A 15332-nucleotide genomic window follows, 5' to 3' on the forward strand; every position below is an offset into this window, starting at 1 on the left:
TTTTTTGGAGGAGCACACAATGGGGATCACCTCAGCCATCGTTTTATACGCGGTCATCTGGTTTATGACCTTTCTGATTGTGATCCCGATTCGCCTGCAAACCCAGGGGGATTTGGGCGATGTGGTGCCCGGCACCCACGCGGGAGCACCGGAGCATCATTATCTGAAGGCCAAAGCAAAGATCACCACCCTTGTGTCGGCGGTGATCTGGGCAATTGCGTTCTGGATCATCACATCCGGTATGATCACCGTGCGTGATCTCGACATGTTCAACCGGATGGGGGATGCGCCCGTGTCGGCTCCAGTTGATGGAACAGATGGGTAAAGGTCGCAGCCCCAAGGATTGGGATCAGCAGGTTCACCAGCGGGATTGAGAGCGGCATCGCCATCAAGATCCCTGCAAGCCAGATTGTGCCGCCATGTTTGCGGCGCAGCTTTTTGGCCTCCGCCCGGCCCACGCGGCGCATGGCGGTGAGCTGAAAATACTCACGCCCCAGCAGGAAGCCGTTCAAAGCCCAGAAGATGAACAGGGCAAACGGCGTGAAGATCGCATAGACGATCAGCGCCAGCAGGTTTGCGGCGATCAGCACTCCGAGAAAGTTCACCGAATCCTTCAGGCCTTCGCCAAAAGACACCGCAGGCACATCAGGCAGGTGGGGGTAATGGCGATCTTCGACCGCATCCGCCACCTCATCCAGAAACAGGGATGTGATGGCCGAAGCGACCGGCACCATCAGAAAGACCGACAGAAAGATCATCAGGAACAGCGAGGCGGCGGTGAAAAGATCGCCGACCCAGGAAATATTGCCCAGAAGTTCCTGCACCCAAGCGGCGGCCCCCAGCCAGTTCAAAAACATCAGGAACAGCGTGTAAACCGCGATGAGCAGGGCAAATGTCAGGCCAATACCTTTGAAGAGCACCCGGCGAAAACGCGGGTCTCCCAATTGGCCGAGAGTTTTGCCAAAGGATGAGAGGATCAATCCAACAGCCATGTGACCTTTGTCTCCATATTGGGGCGGGGGCGCTCTGGGGGCGCGACTTTTTCGGTGCCGATGTGGATGAAGCCTGCGACCTTTTCATGGGGCGTGAGGCCAAGGCCTTTTTCCACAAAATCACGATCATGGCTGGCCCAGCCGGAAAGCCAGTTGGCGCCCCATCCGGCAGCCAGAGATGCATTCAGAAGTTGCAGACACACGCAGGCGGCGGAGTAAGACTGCTCAATCGCTGGGACTTTCTCGCTCAGCACGGGGGATTCAATCACCGCGACTGCGAGATCTGCCTTGGCGAATTGATCCTGACCCTTGGTGATCTTGTCAGGTTCGATGCCTAGGGCAGCGCCGCGTTCGGGGATGAGATCCGCCAATTTTTGCAAGGCTTTGTGTTCCAAAACGATGAGCCGCCAGGGCTCCAGTTTGCCGTGGTCCGGGCTGCGCAAAGCGGCCTCCAGCAAGGGTTCCAGTTCGGCGCGTGATGGCGCAGGGCCGACCAGCGTTTTGGCGGGGCGTGAACGGCGGCTGAGCAGGAAATCCAGCGCGGCTTGGTTTGGTTGTGGCATGTCCTCTCCCTTGGGAGTTGAGTAGGTATGTTGGCGTGGCCCGGAGTGATTTCAACCGGGCGGGCTTGCGAATGTGGCGGCCATCTCATCAATGAGTGTGGCAAAGAAGGCCTCAACCCGGGCATTGGGCTGACGGATTTCAAGTGAGGCCGCCATCGGGTCTTCGGCGCGGATGTCAGAGCCGGCAAGCTCTTCGATCACCGCATGGCCGCAGAAGGGCACATAGGCCTCAGAATAGCCGCCCTCATGTACCAGCACGAGTTTGCCCTCACACAGTGTTTCGGCGGTGGTCACGACCTGTTTGGTCATCTGGCGGAAGGTGTTGGCGGTGGCGAGCATGCGGGAGAGCGGATCAAAGGCGGCGGCGTCAAAGCCGCAGGCCACGATGATGATGTCGGGTTTAAAGCTGTGCAGCGCAGGGATAACGATCTGCTGCATGGCATGAAGGTAGCTGTTGTGGCCCGCACCGGGCGGCAGGGGCACATTGATGTTGGTGCCAAGGCCCGCACCTTTGCCGCGATCTGCCGCGTCGCCGGTGTCGAGCGGGTAGTTCTTTTCCTGATGCAGCGAGATGGTGAGCACATCGCTGCGCTCATAATAGATGGCCTCGGTGCCATTGCCGTGGTGCACATCCCAATCGAGCACGGCGACGCGCTGGGCAAGCCCCTGTGCCTGTGCGGCTTCGATGGCGACTGCGATATTGGCGAGCAGGCAGAAGCCATTGGGCCAGTCGGGCAAACAATGGTGGCCCGGTGGGCGCGACAGGGCGTAGGCGTTTTGCAGCTCTCCTGCGGCAACAGCGCGGACGGCTTCGCTGGCAAGTCCTGCGGAGAGCGCTGCGATCTCATAGCCGCCTTTGCCGAAAGGCGTGCGCAAACCAATTTCACCACCGCCCGCATCAGAGACCGATTTGAACTTGCCAAGGAAGTCGCCGGGGTGCACGCGGGCCAACATTTCTGTGGTAGCCGCGGGGGCGCTCCGCACCTCAAGATCTGCGGTTAAGCCTGTGACATCCATGAGGTTTTTGAGACGGCGTTTGGTCTCAGGGCTTTCGGGAAGCCCGCCTGCGGCAAGCGGCTGTACCAGATCGCCAACGGGCAGGGTCAGCGCGTAGTTGCCACCTGTATGCCAGAAGCACTTTTCATCAAAAAAGAACCCGGTTTTGTTGCGTGCGGCCATTCAGCTTCCCCCGTTGCATTGCGAGGGCTACCCTATGCGGGGCATTTGTGGAATGTAAATCATTGTTCGCCCAACGGTTTTGCATCGGAGATCGAGAGAATGGCAAAGGCCCCTGAGATGTCCCTCACGCCGGGTGCGGAAATCGCGGTGCGCGTCACACCAAAAGCTTCGCGCAACGCGGTGGTGCAGGATGGCGATGTGTTGCGGGTCTATGTCACGGTTGTGCCGGAGGGCGGCAAAGCCAATGCGGCCGTTGCCAAATTGCTGGCAAAGACCATGGGCGTTGCCAAATCTCGGCTGACCCTTGTGCGCGGGCAGACGTCACGCGAAAAGGTCTTTCGACTGGACTAGCTCACGTTTTGTCGGGGTCTCGCTTGAGCATGTAAACACCCTCAGGCAAGTCCAGCGCGGCGGTGAGATCCTGCACCTGTGCTGTGGAAAGAGTGATTTTCTGCATGCTGTCGGTGCGCGGATCATATTGCTCGATGGTGACGCATTCTTCAAACATGTGGATCACCACATCTTCTCCCAGAGGGGCGGCGCCTTCATCGACAAGCGTGACAACGGTGGAGTCAAATTCGTGCTCGATGCTGAACATATTGTGAGCCTAGCGCATCGGGGACCGGGTGCAAGCATTTCCCTCTGGTCTCGGCCACAGCGGAGGCGTAAATTCGGGAAGACGACATATTTGTGAGCGCCTTAGAAGATTGGGGCGCTGGGAAGGACGACGGATGCAGGGGCTGAAATCTGGACAAAGACCGTGGCGTGCGATGGTGCTGGCCACTGTGGCAGGGGCGGCGTTGACGGCCTGTGAAGTCACAACCACAACAGCGCCGCAACAGCGCAGCGCGCCGCAGCCCAAGGCCCCGAAAATCAGCGTCTCACAGGCCGAGGCGCGGCTTGCACCGATCATTGCGCAGATGGAGCCTGTGGCTGAGCGGGAGTGCCGCGCAAGAGCGCCACGCGGCACCGATTGCGACTATAAAATCTCTGTCGATCCGCGCACCGATATTCCGGCCAACGCCTTTCAGACCATTGATAAGAACGGCCGCCCGCTGATCATTTTCACCGCACCGTTGATCGCGGAGACGCGCAACCAGCATGAGCTGGCCTTTGTGATGGGCCATGAAGCGGCACACCATATTGCAGGGCATTTGACCCGGTCACAGGCGGATGCGCTGACGGGGGCCGCATTGGGCGCCATTCTGGTGGGGCTCGCGGGGGGCAGCGCAAGCTCTGTGGACGCGGCGGCAAACCTCGGTGCCTCTGTCGGCTCACGGTCGTTTTCCAAAGAATATGAGCTGGAAGCGGACAGCCTTGGCACAGTTTTGACCAAGAAAGCGGGGTATGATCCGCTGATCGGGGTGGGCTTTTTTGAGCGCACACCGGATCCGGGCAACCAGTTTTTGGGCACGCACCCGCCCAACGCCTCACGTGTGGCGATTGTGAAGCGCACGGCGGCAGGTCTGTAGGCCATGTTGCAGCTGACCAATGTGGTCACCGATCGGGGCAGCAAATATGCGGTGTCCGGCGGCGCGGTGACTGATCGCGCAGAGGCGGATCGGTTCCTCAAAGATCTGAAGCGGAACAAGAAATTCGCCAAAGCCACCCACAACACCTGGGCGGCGCTGTTGAGTGACGGCACGCCACTGAAAGGCGATGACGGCGAAAGCGGTGCGGGATTGGTGATTTTGCGGATGCTGGAGCGCGAGGGGATCACGGATCATATCGTGGTTGTCACGCGCTGGTATGGCGGTGTGAAACTGGGCGGAGACCGCTTTCGTCGGGTGCAGGATTGCGTGAACGCCTATCTGGATGCGCAAAAAAGCTGAGATTGATGCACATCAAGGGACCATACGGCGAAGCCTGTTAGCTTGTTTGCAAGCGAAACAGGAGTTTTTCGTATGGATCGGCTGGAAAAGATCAAGCGCCACGCGGCTTTGTTTGACGATATGGCGTCCCACGTTGGGGTGGATTTGCAGGAGGCCGCGATCAAAGGCGCGTTGAGCTGTGATGAAATTTCTGACGCCGTGATCCGTTGTTCAGGATGTTTGCAGCCCGCGCGCTGTGCGCTGCGCATGAAATCGGCTGAGGCTCAGGATGATGGCGCGCCGATCTATTGTCGCAATGCGGAGCTGCTAAAGCGCTTGGAGGCGCAGGTCTGATGGGAGTTGTTGTGCCTTTGGGCGATCCGGCGACGCATTTCTGGCTGACGCGCAGCATGGGCCGCAAGATGGGGGTCTCCCTCAGCGAAATGATGGCTGAGGGGCGTTTGAGCGTGCAGGAGTACACAGGGATGGTCACGCGCTGCCGTACCTGTGCGCATGTGGCTGAGTGCCAATCCTGGTTGGGGGAAGCAGGGCAGCATAAGACGCCGCCAGAGTTCTGCTGCCATGCCGCGCTGATGGCACGTTTGGCACCGCACTAAGCCTTCCGGCTGCGCTTGAGATGCTTGCGATAGAGCCAGGGCGCAAGGATACGTTCATAAACCCCGTTGGACAGCTGCCAGATGCCCGGCAGACGCACAATTTTGGCCATCCAGCGATAGCGCGGCATTTCTGACCAGAGCGCGACAAAGGCGGCAACGCCGACGTATAGCTTTCCTTCTTTGACCACATGCAGACGCCGTGCGGCGGTTTCCGGGTCGATCTTCCAATCTGACAGCGCGTCTGAGTTCAGATCGTCATAGGCCACGTTAAGGCCGCGCGCCTTTGTGTAGGCGCGGTAGTGGCAGATTTCGGCGTTGCAGATCGGGCAGTCCGCGTTGAAAAGGACCCGCGTTTCGTCGCTCATGGGCGCTCCGGTTTTGTGGAGCGCCTGAGTGGACTGCACGGTGGTCAGCTTTGCTTCAGGCAACCCCAGAGGTCGTATTCCCCGGCTTCATCCACTTCCACCGTGACAATCTGACCGACAGAAAGCCCCTCGGTGCCTTCGTCAATGAACAGGTTGCCGTCGATTTCCGGGGCGTCGGCTTTGGTGCGGCAGGTGGCGATGCCATCTGCGTCAATGTCATCTACGATCACATCCATCACCTGGCCCACTTTTGCCGCGAGTTTTGCCTCGGAAATCGCCTGGGCCTTCTCCATGAAGCGTTCCCAGCGTTCTTGCTTCAGCTCCGGTGCGACATGGTCAGGCAGATCGTTGGAGCGCGCGCCGTCGACATTTTCATACTGGAAGCAGCCGACGCGATCGAGTTGTGCCTCGTCCATCCAATCCAGCAGATGCTGGAACTCTTCTTCGGTTTCGCCGGGGTAGCCGACAATGAAGGTGGAGCGCAGGGTGATGTCCGGGCAGATGTCACGCCATGCGGCGATCTCTGTCAGGGTTTTGGAGGTATGCGCGGGCCGCGCCATGCGTTTGAGCGTGTCCGGGTGGCTGTGTTGGAACGGGATGTCCAGATAGGGGAGGATCAGACCGTCTGCCATCAGCGGGATCAGCTCGCGCACATGCGGGTAGGGGTAGACGTAGTGCAGGCGCACCCAAGCGTCCAATTGGCCCAATTCGCGCGCCAGATCGGTGATATGGCTGCGCACCTCGCGGTCTTTCCACGAGTGGGTCGAATACTTGCGATCAAGGCCGTAGGCGGAGGTGTCTTGAGAAATCACCAAGAGCTCGTTCACGCCATTCTCAACCAGTTTTTCCGCTTCGCGCAGGACCGCATGCACCGGACGGGAGGCCAGTTTGCCACGCATGTCCGGAATGATGCAGAACTTGCACTTGTGGTTGCAACCCTCTGAAATCTTGAGGTAACTGTAGTGGCGCGGCGTCAGGGAGACGTTCTTGGCTGGCAGCAGATCAATAAAGGGATCGGGGCTGGGTGGCACGGCACCATGTACGGCATCAAGCACCTGTTCATATTGGTGGGGACCGGTCACGGCGAGCACTTTGGGATGGGTGCCGGTGATATACTCCGGTTCAGCGCCAAGACAGCCGGTCACGATGACCTTGCCGTTTTCCTGAATGGCCTCACCAATCGCCTCAAGGCTCTCGGCCTTTGCGCTGTCCAAAAAGCCGCAGGTGTTCACGATCACTGCATCAGCACCGGAATAGTCTGGCGAAATGCCGTACCCTTCGGCCCGCAGGCGCGTCAGGATGCGCTCGCTGTCGACCAGTGCTTTGGGGCAGCCAAGCGACACCATCCCGATGGTGGGCTGGCCGGGACGTGCGTCCCCGGTGAGGGTTGCGCGGGCGAGGTCGGGGCGGAGATCGGGCGGATTGCTGGACATGGCGTGCATATAGGGCAGCGCCGCGGGTTTGGCAAAGGGAGATCGGAGGCAGCTCAGTGGCAGAAAGCTCAGGCGCGCTTGGGGCATTGGGAACTTGCAAGCGTCCGAGATTGGCGCCTGTGTCGCGCTTTTTCCCACGTTGGTTTGAAGAAATTTGGGCCTGTCGCGCAGGAAGGGCCGTTGCTTGCCTGTTTTTCGCGCTCTAGGCTGGTTGCAGAGCAGTAGGGAGAGGTCTTCTGATGAAGGTGATCCGAGGGATTTTGGCGGCGGTGGTTCTGTTGGCGGTTGCTGCGGTGGTGCTGGTGGTGGCGTTGCCGGGCGAGAAGATCGCCAAATTGGCGGCAGATCAGGTGAAAGCGCAGACCGGACGGCAGCTGGCGTTTGAGGGCGAGGTTGGCATCAGCTGGTTTCCGGTGCTTGGGGTGCGCACGGAGGCCGTGACATTCGCCAACGCCGCATGGTCTGAGCAAGGGCCGATGTTTCAAGCGGAAAGCGCAGTGATCGGCGTGGATGTGATGGCCGCAATTGGCGGCGACATTCGCATCAAGACCGTGGAGCTTGTGGCTCCAGATGTGATTTTGGAAGTGGCGCAAGACGGGCGCGCGAACTGGGAATTGGACGCGGGTAGGGGCGCTGCGAGCGCTGAACCAACCGAGCCAGCAGCGGAAGCACCCACTTCAGGCGCCTCAAGCGCGCTCAGCCGGATCACGCTGGAACGTCTGGTTCTGAGTGAGGCGCGCGTGCGCTATGTGGAAAATGGTGCGTTGGTTCAGGATGTTGCCGGGCTGGCCCTTGAGTTGCGCTGGCCTCAGGTGACCGCGCCTGCACAGCTTTCCGTAACCGCGGCACCTTTCGGAGAGGAGATTGCTGTTGAGGCGACGGTGGCCGACCCGCTGCGGCTTTTGCAGGGGGGTAACACCCGTGTTTCACTCGCATTGGACGCGGCTGGAGGGCGCGCGGGCTTTGAAGGCCAGTTTGGTCTGGCACCGGAAGCCAGCGGGCGGCTGGAGGTTGAGGCAAGCGACGGGGCTGCCTTTCTGGCAGCTCTGGGAGCGGGGGGCATTGACGGGCCGTTGGCGGCCTCAGGAGATGTGACGCTGACCCGGGAGCGACTGTTTTCTCTGCGTGGCGGGAGTCTTGAGGCGCTGGGCAATGCGGTGACACTGCAAGCGGATGTGGACCTTAACGGCGTGCGCCCCAAAGTGGCGGCGCAGGTGGCCACAAGGCGGCTGCAACTGGCCAGCAGCGCGCAACCGGCAGAGGCAACCTCTGCTGGTGGGGGCGCTGAGACCGGCGGGTGGTCGAAGGATCCCATTGATGCAAGTGCGCTGAACTTTGTGGATGGCACAATCAGCTTTGCGGCGGAAGAAATGGACCTTGGCGGGATCGTGTTTGGCAAAACCCGTGCGACGGTGGAGATCGAAAACGCGCGCGCGGTGGCAACGATCAGTGAAATGGCCGCTTTTGGTGGCACGGTGCAGGGCACCTTTGTGGCCAACAACCGCAATGGTCTTTCGGTGCGCGGTGATCTGACTGCGGCCCAGATCGGGCTGAAGCCATTCCTGTCCGCCACTGCGGATATTGACAGGTTCACCGGATCAGCAGATGCGCGGGGCACGTTTTTGAGCTCTGGCAACACTCTGGACGCGCTGATGAATGCCATGAGCGGGGAGGGCAACCTCTCTGTCGGGCGGGGTACCATCGACGGGATTGATCTGGACCGTCTGCTGCGCGGGGATGTGACCGGCGGCACCACGGTGTTTGACAATATGGCGGCGAGCTGGACGATTTCAGAAGGCGTGCTCAGCAATCAGGACTTGGTCATGGGGCTGCCGCGATTGGCGGCGACAGGGGCAGGCACGGTGGGGCTTGGGCTGCAGACGATTGATTACCTCTTTACCCCACAGGTGCGCGGCCAAGATGGGCCTGCGCTGATGGTGCCGGTGAAAATCCGGGGCAGTTGGCACAATCCAAGCATTGTGCCGGATCTGGAAGCCGCCATCAAAAGCGGGTTTCAGGCGGATCTGGATGCCATTGAGGACAGTGTGAAAGAGGCTGTGGAAGGTGAGCTTGGGTTGCAGGCCGGAGAGGGCCAATCCACTGAAGATGCGATTAAAGACAAGCTGGAGAATGAGGCCAAGAAAGGTCTGCTGAACCTTCTGGGTGGGAACTGACGGGCGTGACGGATGATCCGGGGCGGAGCCCGCCACATCTGAACACACTGGTGCTGCTGACGGCCATGTCGGTGCTGTCGCTCAATATGTTCCTGCCCTCGATGGCGGCCATCGCCGCGGAGTTTGACGTGGACTACGCGGTTGCCAACCTCTCGTTGGGGGGCTTTCTGGCCATCACCGTGATTTTGCAGGTGGTGATCGGGCCGCTGTCAGATCGCTACGGGCGCCGACCGGTGATGCTGTGGGGGCTGGCGATCTTTACCTTCGGATCGGCGGGGTGCCTGTGGGCGGCAAGCATCGAAGGATTTCTCTTTTGGCGGATGTTGCAGACCGCGGGGGTGGTCGGCATCGCGCTGAGCCGGGCGGTGGTGCGCGATATGCACGGGCCGCAGGAGGCCGCCAGCAAGTTGGGCTATATCTCCATGGTCATGGCCATTGCGCCGATGTTGGGGCCAACGGTGGGCGGGCTGCTGCATGAGAGTTTTGGCTGGCGTGCGAGCTTTGTGGTTTATCTGGTGATGGGATTTGGATTGCTGGCGCTGTGCTGGCGTGATCTGGGCGAGACCAACACCGACCGCGCCGCGACCATGGGCGAGCAGTTTGCCACCTATCCCGCGCTTCTGAAATCCCGGCGTTTCTGGGGCTATGCCCTTTGCAGCGGCTTTTCTGTCGGGGCGTTTTACGTGCATATCACCGGCTCCGTTTTGGTTGGGGCCGAGGTGTTTGGTCTTAGCCCTTCTTCTGTTGGAATGTCGGTTGGGGCGATTGCGATCGGGTTTTCCTTTGGCTCCTACCTGTCAGGAAAACTGGCGCAGCGTTTACCATTGTGGATCCTTATTCTCTCCGGTCGGGTGGTTGGTCTGTTTGGTCTGCTGCTGGGGCTTGTGATTGTTCTGGCCGGATTTGTGCATCCGGTGACCTTCACCAGCGCGGTGATATTTGTGGGCATAGGCAACGGCTTAACCCTGCCATCGACCAACAGCGGTGCGATGTCGGTGCGCCCGAAACTGGCGGGCAGCGCTTCTGGGCTGTCTGGCGCGATGAGCGTTGCAATCGGCGCGGTTATGACCAGCGTGACAGGCGCTGTGCTGACGCCGCAGAATGGCGTTTTGTTGCTCTATGGGCTGATGATCGGCTGTGTGGCGATTTCGCTTATATGTGCGATTTACGTGCGTTGGCTTGATATCAAAGAGCCGCTTGAGGAGACCTCAGAAGCGGCTTGACCGGGCAATTTCCCTGTGGCACGAAGCAGGCATGGACACTGAAGGCATCTTTTTTGGCATCTATTATCCCCTGACCACATAGTGGCGGGGTCTTTAGCATTTTCATCCGCTGCGTTTGCCGGGGATGAAGCCAAAAAACCTTCCAACACATGAGACCCCCGACAGGCGTGGCCCGATAGACAAGGGGTCCGGTCATGGGACATGAACTCAAACTTTTGAATGGCGCCAAACTGGGCGCGCAGGCGCAGCTCCGTGTGGGGCTGGTGGGCTTTGGCGGTTTTGGCCGGTTGGTGGCGCGTGAGCTGGCTGGGCAATGTGCGCTGACGATCTGTGATCCGGCGTACAGCCGCGCCGTGCTGCCGGATGGGCGGCGGCTGGCGCTGCAGGGGCTGGCGGAGGTGGCCCAGTGTGATGTGGTGATCCTGGCGGTGCCGGTGGCGCGTATGGCGCATGTGTGCCGGGCGCTGGCCCCGCATCTGAAACCGGGCACGGTGGTGATGGATGTGGGCTCCGTCAAAGTGGCCCCGATGGCGGATATGCAGGCGCATCTGCCGCCGCATGTGGAGATTTTGGGAACCCATCCGCTGTTTGGACCGCAAAGTGCGAAGGAGAGCGTGAAAGGGCGGAAGATCGCGCTGTGTCCGGTGCGTGGCACCCGCTGGCGTCGGATAGCCGCTTTTCTGCGCCAACGGGGTTTGAATGTGATTGTGACCACAGCAGAGGATCATGACCGCGAGTTGGCGATGGTGCAGGGGCTGACCCACCTGATCGGCAAGGTTATGACGGACTTGGGGCCGCTGCCAGAACGCCTGACCACGGCGAGCTTTGATCTGCTGCGGGAGGCTGTGGGCATGGTGCAGGACGATCCGCCCACGGTTTTGCACGCGATTGAGGTGGCCAATCCTTATGCCAAAGAAGTGCGCGCGGCGTTCTTCCAAAAGGCCGAAGTGCTGCGCGATCAATTTGAACAAGCCACCCTGCTTGTTCAGGGACAGAGCGTGTCACCTGCGGCGTAAACCGCAACAACAGCGATCATGGCGCAGCCCCCGAAGAGAAAGGCCCGCGCATCCAGAGTTTGAAATTCTTTGGATGCGTTTTGATGCATAGGCTCAGAGGCCTTGCGGCTTTAACGCTAGGGGGCGTGCGCCCAAAAAAGAAAAGCCCCGGCGATAGGGATCGACGGGGCTGTTGCTTGTCTGATTGTGAGACGTCTTAGCGTTTGCGGTCGCGGCGCGAGCTCATCGGCTGGAAGGCGACGCCGACATGGGCCTCACAGTAAGGTTTGCCGGCTTGCACAGGCAGGCCGCAGAACCAGAAATCCTCGGTTGCCGGATCGCCGACAGGCCATTTGCAGGTGCGCTCGGTCAGCTCCATCAGAGAGAGCTTCTTGGCGGTTTTCTCCACCTCATTGACCTTGGCCAGCGCCTCCGGGCTGATTTCATTGGCGGAGGGCTGCGGCGGCAGCGGCTGACCTGCGGGGATGATGGCCTTGCGCAGCGGCTGTGGCGGACGCGCGGCGACCGCAGGTTCGGTCTTGGGTTCCGGCTTTGCCTCTTCCGCTTTAGGCTCTGCCTTTGGCTTTGGCGCAGCCTTGGGTTTGGGCGCTGCCTTTGGCTTGGCCTCTGCCTTTGGTTTGCTCTCGGCTTTCGCGGTGCTGCCGGTGGTGCGGTTGGACAGGCCCAGACGATGGACTTTGCCAATCACGGCATTGCGGGTCACGCCGCCGAGCTCCTTGGCAATCTGGCTGGCCGATTGGCCTTCGCCCCACATTTTTTTCAACAGCTCTACGCGCTCGTCGGTCCAGGACATTCGTCACTTCCTCAGCTAAAAAGCGGCCCGCCTAAGGCCGCCTCTGCATTTCTTGGTCAGGGGCCTATTCTAGCCACCCCAGCCCGAGTTACAAGGCGAAGAATCACTTCGCGCCCGGACAATCGCGGACAATGGCGCAGCAGGCACAACTCAGTGAGGGCAGAGAGACATGGCAAAGAGCGATCAACCGTTGCAAATGGGTGTGCGCCGCTTTGGGCGCGTAAATTGGCTGGGGCTGCAGACCCTCGCGCAGCGGGAGATTCTGCGGTTTATGTCCGTCTGGACGCAGACCCTTCTGGCGCCTCTGGTGACCGCGGGTTTGTTCCTGCTGATTTTTTCCATCGCGATCGGGCCAAGCCGCAGCGATGTGATGGGCGTGCCGTTTCTGACCTTTCTGATCCCCGGTATCATGATGATGACGGTGATCCAGAATGCGTTTGCCAATACCTCCTCCTCAATCGTGATCTCCAAAGTGCAGGGCAATATTGTCGACACGCTGATGCCGCCGCTCGCTCCGCTGGAAATGGTGCTTGGCTATCTGGCTGGCGCGGTGGCACGGGGGCTGTTTGTGGCCGTGGCCATGAGCGTCGTTGTGGGGCTGGTTCTGGGGCAGGGGGTTGCACACCCGCTCTGGGCGTTGCTGTTTGTTGCGCTTGGTGGCGCGATGATGGGCGCCGTTGGCATCGTGGCTGGCATTTTTGCGCAGAAGTTCGATCAGATGGCGGCGATCACAAACTTCATCGTGACCCCCTTGGCTTTTCTTTCCGGCACATTCTATTCCGTTGAGGCCTTGCCGCCGGTGCTGCGGAGCTTCACCCGCGTGAACCCGATCTTCTATCTGATTGATGGCACACGTTTTGGCGTGATTGGGGTATCTGACGGCGCACCGGTGCTGGGGCTGGTGGTTGTAGCAACCGTCACCGCAGCGCTCTGCACCATTGCGTGGTGGATGCTGAAAACCGGCTATCGGCTCAAGAGCTGACCGGCGTCAAATGAGTGAGATTGCTTGGGGGCTATTTTCGGAAACGAGAGCAGCCCTCTCTCTTTGCGCTAAGCGGTTCCGACTAGCGCCAGAAGGCGACCCATTCGATCAGTTCAAAGAACTTCTTGGCCAAAAGCAGTGAAGCGGCGCTGTCGTTAAACAGCATGTCCAAACCCAAACCCGTCAGAAAGAGTAAGACGAGAAAAACAGCGATGGGATTGGTCATGAAGCACTGCGCCCCCGGATGATTTTGGTCAGAGCAGATATGCCTGACCCCATCCGAGGGCGCAAGATTTAGTATGGGTTTGGGTTAGATGCGGCCCATTTTGGCTGCAACATCCGCCATACGTGCGGAGAAGCCCCATTCGTTGTCATACCATGCCAGCACGCGCACAAGACGGCCGCCGAGCACTTTGGTTTGCTCTGCTGCGAAGGTAGCACTTTCGGTGGTGTGGTTGAAATCAACCGAAACCAGCGGCAATTCGGAGTAGCCCAGAACGCCTTTCATTTCACCGGCAGCGGCTTCGGCCATCACGGCGTTCACATCTTCGGCGGTGACATCTTTGGATGCGGTGAAGGTCAGATCCACGGCAGACACATTCGGGGTTGGCACGCGGATTGCGGACCCATCGAGCTTGCCTTTGAGTTCAGGCAGCACTTCACCCAGCGCCTTGGCGGCACCGGTGGAGGTCGGGATCATGGACATACCAGCGGCACGGGCGCGGTAGAGATCGTTGTGGCGGCGGTCCAGGGTTGGCTGGTCGCCGGTGTAGGCGTGGATCGTGGTCATGATGCCGCTTTCAATGCCGAAAGCGTTGTTCAGGACTTTGGCCACAGGCGCCAGACAGTTGGTGGTGCAGGAGCCGTTGGAGATCATGTTGTCGTTGGCTTCGAGCTGATGATCGTTCACACCGAAGACGATGGTCTTCTGCACGTTTTTCGCAGGAGCAGAGATCAGCACTTTCTTCGCGCCGCGCTCTAGGTGCTTTTTGGCTTTCTCACCGTCGTTGAAGTTGCCGGTGCATTCCAGAACGATGTCCACACCGTCCCAGTCCAGCTCGTCCATGTCGTAGGTGGAGTACATGCGCATCGGGCCCATGCCCACATCCATGGTGCCGTTGCCAGCCACTACTTCGTTGCGGAAGCGGCCGTGTACGGAGTCATAACGGATCAGGTGAGCTGCGGTGTCCAGCGGGCCGGTGGCGTTCACTTTGACAACGCGCACATCTTCGCGCGTTTCCTCTGCGATGTGCATCAAAGTGCAACGTCCAATACGGCCAAAACCATTGATGCCGACGGTAACAGTCATGAGGCGCTCCTGTAGCTGCGCGGATAAATAGGGATTGGGTATTGCTATAGTCGCCGCGTTGTCTTTGCGGAAGGTGAAATACCGTGAATTATGAGTGTGTTAGCGATAAACTGTACCGATGCCGCTATCGGTTGCGGTATCGGTGCCGCTCACGGTATCGCTAACATTCTTAGGCTGTTCGTAAAGAGTTGGTTAACAAGGTGGGGGCTGACGCAATTCTCCAGTCGTGCCGAATCAGCAAGTTGCAGCGGGCGCACGCAGGCCTGCTGACCACCCACGAGAAGTCGGTCGGATGAGGGCATCACAGGCGATTGACCCAGCGTCTTTGAGATTTGGCACGATCTGCGAGTGATTTTTTACGAAGCTGCGTTATCTGGAGGCTAACGCGAACGGTTCCAACGAACGGGAGACAGCTTATGCAATTGATCGTGGATGGAAAAAAACATGAGGTGGATGTTGAAGACGACATGCCGCTTCTGTGGGTGCTCAGAGATGAGCTGAACATCAAAGGTGTGAAATACGGCTGCGGCGTTGCCGCATGTGGCGCCTGCACGGTGCATATTGATGGGGTTGCGGTGCGCTCCTGCCAGACGCCTGTGGCGGATGTGGATGGCGAAGTGACCACGATCAACGGTTTGGGGCAGCCCGGTGCATTGCATGCGGTGCAAGAAGCCTGGGTGGAGCATCAGGTGGCGCAATGTGGCTACTGCCAGTCGGGGCAGATCATGCAGGCGGCCTCGCTGTTGTCTGATATCCCGAACCCGACGGATGAGGACATTGATGACGCCATGAGCGGCAATCTGTGCCGCTGTGGCACCTATCCGCGTATCCGTGCAGCGGTAAAAACCGCAGCCTCCAAGTTGCAGGAGGTGTAA

The 15332-nt window shown here is 59.7% G+C and carries 20 protein-coding genes; 11 read left to right on the forward strand and 9 right to left on the reverse strand.

The genetic code is table 11. The features are described 5' to 3' along the window. Nucleotides 1-19 precede the first annotated feature (19 nt). Nucleotides 20-325 carry a DUF1467 family protein gene (locus J7412_RS06875; RefSeq protein ID WP_209060969.1) on the forward strand — a complete coding sequence of 102 codons (306 nt, stop codon included), beginning with the start codon at nucleotides 20-22 and terminating at the stop codon, nucleotides 323-325. Here the strand turns inward: J7412_RS06875 and J7412_RS06880 are convergent. From J7412_RS06880 to J7412_RS06890, 3 genes are read right to left on the reverse strand one after another with little or no spacing between them, the layout of a single operon-like run. Then, nucleotides 270-980: an EI24 domain-containing protein gene (locus J7412_RS06880; protein ID WP_209078328.1), complete on the reverse strand. Its 711-nt coding sequence runs from the start codon at nucleotides 978-980 to the stop codon at nucleotides 270-272. The two genes, J7412_RS06875 and J7412_RS06880, sit on opposite strands and share 56 nt — an antisense overlap. Next, nucleotides 977-1555 carry a nitroreductase gene (locus tag J7412_RS06885; protein WP_209077991.1) on the reverse strand — a complete coding sequence of 193 codons (579 nt, stop codon included), beginning with the start codon at nucleotides 1553-1555 and terminating at the stop codon, nucleotides 977-979. The genes J7412_RS06880 and J7412_RS06885 overlap by 4 nt, the downstream gene beginning before the upstream one ends. Nucleotides 1556-1606: 51 nt before the next feature. Continuing rightward, nucleotides 1607-2734 (reverse strand): class II histone deacetylase, encoded by a 1128-nt coding sequence (locus J7412_RS06890; RefSeq protein WP_209077992.1) that lies wholly within the window; start codon nucleotides 2732-2734, stop codon nucleotides 1607-1609. 99 nt (nucleotides 2735-2833) lie between these two features. On the opposite strand from J7412_RS06890, the gene J7412_RS06895 reads away from it, so the two are divergent. Beyond that, the gene (locus J7412_RS06895) at nucleotides 2834-3085 is read left to right on the forward strand and encodes a DUF167 domain-containing protein (RefSeq protein WP_209077993.1); all 252 of its coding nucleotides are present in this window, start codon (nucleotides 2834-2836) and stop codon (nucleotides 3083-3085) included. 1 nt (nucleotide 3086) lies between these two features. Here the strand turns inward: J7412_RS06895 and J7412_RS06900 are convergent, their stop codons facing one another. Continuing rightward, nucleotides 3087-3332, reverse strand: coding sequence for a hypothetical protein (locus J7412_RS06900; protein ID WP_209060962.1), 246 nt, complete (start codon nucleotides 3330-3332; stop codon nucleotides 3087-3089). 133 nt (nucleotides 3333-3465) lie between these two features. Between J7412_RS06900 and J7412_RS06905 the strand changes: the two genes are divergently transcribed. From J7412_RS06905 to J7412_RS06920, 4 genes are all read left to right on the forward strand, one after another. Beyond that, nucleotides 3466-4206 (forward strand): M48 family metallopeptidase, encoded by a 741-nt coding sequence (locus tag J7412_RS06905; protein WP_247743797.1) that lies wholly within the window; start codon nucleotides 3466-3468, stop codon nucleotides 4204-4206. A gap of 3 nt (nucleotides 4207-4209) precedes the next feature. Beyond that, on the forward strand, nucleotides 4210-4566 hold the full coding sequence (locus tag J7412_RS06910; protein ID WP_209060960.1) for a YigZ family protein: 357 nt from the start codon (nucleotides 4210-4212) through the stop codon (nucleotides 4564-4566). A 72-nt stretch (nucleotides 4567-4638) separates the two neighbouring features. After that, a complete protein-coding gene (locus J7412_RS06915; RefSeq protein ID WP_209077994.1) occupies nucleotides 4639-4899 on the forward strand; it encodes a DUF6455 family protein in 261 nt (86 codons plus the stop codon). After that, complete coding sequence (locus J7412_RS06920; protein WP_209060953.1) at nucleotides 4899-5162, forward strand: DUF6455 family protein; 264 nt, start codon at nucleotides 4899-4901, stop codon at nucleotides 5160-5162. Before J7412_RS06915 ends, J7412_RS06920 begins: the two co-directional genes overlap by 1 nt. On the opposite strand, the gene J7412_RS06925 is transcribed toward J7412_RS06920, so the two are convergent. After that, the gene (locus J7412_RS06925) at nucleotides 5159-5527 is read right to left on the reverse strand and encodes a DUF393 domain-containing protein (protein ID WP_209077995.1); all 369 of its coding nucleotides are present in this window, start codon (nucleotides 5525-5527) and stop codon (nucleotides 5159-5161) included. The two genes, J7412_RS06920 and J7412_RS06925, sit on opposite strands and share 4 nt — an antisense overlap. Before the next feature lie 44 nt (nucleotides 5528-5571). Then, nucleotides 5572-6960: a 30S ribosomal protein S12 methylthiotransferase RimO gene (gene rimO, locus J7412_RS06930; RefSeq protein ID WP_209078330.1), complete on the reverse strand. Its 1389-nt coding sequence runs from the start codon at nucleotides 6958-6960 to the stop codon at nucleotides 5572-5574. 239 nt (nucleotides 6961-7199) lie between these two features. On the opposite strand from rimO, the gene J7412_RS06935 reads away from it, so the two are divergent. The 3 genes from J7412_RS06935 (at nucleotide 7200) to J7412_RS06945 (ending at nucleotide 11373) form a co-directional block, all read left to right on the forward strand. Continuing rightward, nucleotides 7200-9134: an AsmA family protein gene (locus J7412_RS06935; RefSeq protein ID WP_209077996.1), complete on the forward strand. Its 1935-nt coding sequence runs from the start codon at nucleotides 7200-7202 to the stop codon at nucleotides 9132-9134. Between the two features lie 5 nt (nucleotides 9135-9139). Beyond that, complete coding sequence (locus J7412_RS06940; protein WP_348540475.1) at nucleotides 9140-10357, forward strand: multidrug effflux MFS transporter; 1218 nt, start codon at nucleotides 9140-9142, stop codon at nucleotides 10355-10357. 194 nt (nucleotides 10358-10551) lie between these two features. Further along, the gene (locus J7412_RS06945; RefSeq protein ID WP_209077997.1) at nucleotides 10552-11373 is read left to right on the forward strand and encodes a prephenate dehydrogenase/arogenate dehydrogenase family protein; all 822 of its coding nucleotides are present in this window, start codon (nucleotides 10552-10554) and stop codon (nucleotides 11371-11373) included. Nucleotides 11374-11569: 196 nt separating this feature from the next. On the opposite strand, the gene J7412_RS06950 is transcribed toward J7412_RS06945, so the two are convergent. Continuing rightward, the gene (locus J7412_RS06950; protein ID WP_209060939.1) at nucleotides 11570-12166 is read right to left on the reverse strand and encodes a GcrA family cell cycle regulator; all 597 of its coding nucleotides are present in this window, start codon (nucleotides 12164-12166) and stop codon (nucleotides 11570-11572) included. A gap of 169 nt (nucleotides 12167-12335) precedes the next feature. On the opposite strand from J7412_RS06950, the gene J7412_RS06955 reads away from it, so the two are divergent. Beyond that, nucleotides 12336-13148, forward strand: a complete 813-nt coding sequence (locus J7412_RS06955) for an ABC transporter permease (protein WP_247743798.1) — start codon at nucleotides 12336-12338, stop codon at nucleotides 13146-13148. 82 nt (nucleotides 13149-13230) lie between these two features. On the opposite strand, the gene J7412_RS06960 is transcribed toward J7412_RS06955, so the two are convergent. Beyond that, nucleotides 13231-13374, reverse strand: a complete 144-nt coding sequence (locus J7412_RS06960) for a hypothetical protein (protein WP_209060938.1) — start codon at nucleotides 13372-13374, stop codon at nucleotides 13231-13233. Nucleotides 13375-13458: 84 nt separating this feature from the next. Beyond that, entirely contained in the window at nucleotides 13459-14457 is a 999-nt protein-coding gene (gene gap, locus J7412_RS06965; protein WP_209077998.1) for a type I glyceraldehyde-3-phosphate dehydrogenase, read from the reverse strand. 416 nt (nucleotides 14458-14873) lie between these two features. Here gap and J7412_RS06970 point away from each other — a divergent pair, with 416 nt between their 5' ends. After that, nucleotides 14874-15332: a (2Fe-2S)-binding protein gene (locus J7412_RS06970; protein WP_209060935.1), complete on the forward strand. Its 459-nt coding sequence runs from the start codon at nucleotides 14874-14876 to the stop codon at nucleotides 15330-15332.

The organism is Shimia sp. R9_3 (genome assembly GCF_017743755.1).
In the GTDB taxonomy this organism is placed as follows: Bacteria; Pseudomonadota; Alphaproteobacteria; order Rhodobacterales; family Rhodobacteraceae; genus Shimia.